Origin of the sequence: Pseudomonas sp. Rh2, from assembly GCF_040762985.1 — a bacterium.
Classification (GTDB): Bacteria; Pseudomonadota; Gammaproteobacteria; order Pseudomonadales; family Pseudomonadaceae; genus Aquipseudomonas; species Aquipseudomonas taiwanensis.
Map to the genome: position 1 here is coordinate 1 of NZ_CP142890.1, position 2500 is coordinate 2500.

Annotated in this window: 2 rRNA genes (1 of these 2 cut by a window edge); both read right to left on the bottom strand. The window is 52.2% G+C overall.

Features of this window, described 5'->3' with window-relative positions:
- Window positions 1-50: 50 nt before the first annotated feature.
- Window positions 51-166, bottom strand: a 5S ribosomal RNA gene (gene rrf / locus VXM67_RS00005).
- Window positions 167-296: 130 nt separating this feature from the next.
- Window positions 297-2500, bottom strand: a 23S ribosomal RNA gene (locus VXM67_RS00010); it runs 688 nt beyond the window's last position.

A 2500-nucleotide genomic window follows, 5' to 3' on the forward strand; every position in this document is an offset into this window, starting at 1 on the left:
AAAGACAAAACCCCTACCTGCTCGCGCAGATAGGGGTTTTGCGAAATGAATCTTGACGATGACCTACTCTCACATGGGGAAACCCCACACTACCATCGGCGATGCATCGTTTCACTACTGAGTTCGGGATGGGATCAGGTGGTTCCAATGCTCTATGGTCGTCAAGAAATTCTGTTGCCAGAATGTCGTGTAAACACTCTTGGCCAATTCGGATATGTGAATTTGTGGTCTTGCGAACTTTCGGTCGTTTCGTCTTCACCACCGCAATCTGCGTCAGCAAATTGCTTGGGTGTTATATGGTCAAGCCTCACGGGCAATTAGTATTGGTTAGCTCAACGCCTCACAGCGCTTACACACCCAACCTATCAACGTCGTAGTCTTCGACGGCCCTTTAGGGAACTCAAGGTTCCAGTGAGATCTCATCTTGAGGCAAGTTTCCCGCTTAGATGCTTTCAGCGGTTATCTCTTCCGAACATAGCTACCCGGCAATGCCACTGGCGTGACAACCGGAACACCAGAGGTTCGTCCACTCCGGTCCTCTCGTACTAGGAGCAGCCCCTCTCAAATCTCAAACGTCCACGGCAGATAGGGACCGAACTGTCTCACGACGTTCTAAACCCAGCTCGCGTACCACTTTAAATGGCGAACAGCCATACCCTTGGGACCGGCTTCAGCCCCAGGATGTGATGAGCCGACATCGAGGTGCCAAACACCGCCGTCGATATGAACTCTTGGGCGGTATCAGCCTGTTATCCCCGGAGTACCTTTTATCCGTTGAGCGATGGCCCTTCCATACAGAACCACCGGATCACTAAGACCTACTTTCGTACCTGCTCGACGTGTTTGTCTCGCAGTCAAGCGCGCTTTTGCCTTTATACTCTGCGACCGATTTCCGACCGGTCTGAGCGCACCTTCGTACTCCTCCGTTACTCTTTGGGAGGAGACCGCCCCAGTCAAACTACCCACCATACACTGTCCTCGATCCGGATAACGGACCTGAGTTAGAACCTCAAAGTTGCCAGGGTGGTATTTCAAGAATGGCTCCATGAGAACTGGCGTCCCCACTTCAAAGCCTCCCACCTATCCTACACAAGCAAATTCAAAGTCCAGTGCAAAGCTATAGTAAAGGTTCACGGGGTCTTTCCGTCTAGCCGCGGATACACTGCATCTTCACAGCGATTTCAATTTCACTGAGTCTCGGGTGGAGACAGCGCCGCCATCGTTACGCCATTCGTGCAGGTCGGAACTTACCCGACAAGGAATTTCGCTACCTTAGGACCGTTATAGTTACGGCCGCCGTTTACCGGGGCTTCGATCAAGAGCTTCGCTTGCGCTAACCCCATCAATTAACCTTCCGGCACCGGGCAGGCGTCACACCCTATACGTCCACTTTCGTGTTTGCAGAGTGCTGTGTTTTTAATAAACAGTCGCAGCGGCCTGGTATCTTCGACCGACATGGGCTTACGGAGCAAGTCCTTCACCCTCGTCGGCGCACCTTCTCCCGAAGTTACGGTGCCATTTTGCCTAGTTCCTTCACCCGAGTTCTCTCAAGCGCCTTGGTATTCTCTACCCGACCACCTGTGTCGGTTTGGGGTACGGTTCCCAGTTATCTGAAGCTTAGGAGCTTTTCTTGGAAGCATGGCATCAACCACTTCGTCGCCTAAAGGCAACTCGTCATCAGCTCTCGGCCTTGAGATCCCGGATTTGCCTAAGATCTCAGCCTACCACCTTAAACTTGGACAACCAACGCCAAGCTGGCCTAGCCTTCTCCGTCCCTCCATCGCAATAACTGGAAGTACAGGAATATTAACCTGTTTTCCATCGACTACGCTTTTCAGCCTCGCCTTAGGGACCGACTAACCCTGCGTCGATTAACGTTGCGCAGGAAACCTTGGTCTTTCGGCGTGGGAGTTTTTCACTCCCATTGTCGTTACTCATGTCAGCATTCGCACTTCTGATACCTCCAGCAAGCTTCTCAACTCACCTTCACAGGCTTACAGAACGCTCCTCTACCGCGTCATCAAAGATGACACCCGTAGCTTCGGTGCATGGTTTGAGCCCCGTTACATCTTCCGCGCAGGCCGACTCGACTAGTGAGCTATTACGCTTTCTTTAAAGGATGGCTGCTTCTAAGCCAACCTCCTAGCTGTCTAAGCCTTCCCACATCGTTTCCCACTTAACCATGACTTTGGGACCTTAGCTGACGGTCTGGGTTGTTTCCCTTTTCACGACGGACGTTAGCACCCGCCGTGTGTCTCCCATGCTCGGCACTTCCAGGTATTCGGAGTTTGCATCGGTTTGGTAAGTCGGGATGACCCCCTAGCCGAAACAGTGCTCTACCCCCTGGAGTGATACATGAGGCGCTACCTAAATAGCTTTCGAGGAGAACCAGCTATCTCCGAGCTTGATTAGCCTTTCACTCCGATCCACAGGTCATCCGCTAACTTTTCAACGGTAGTCGGTTCGGTCCTCCAGTCAGTGTTACCTAACCTTCAACCTG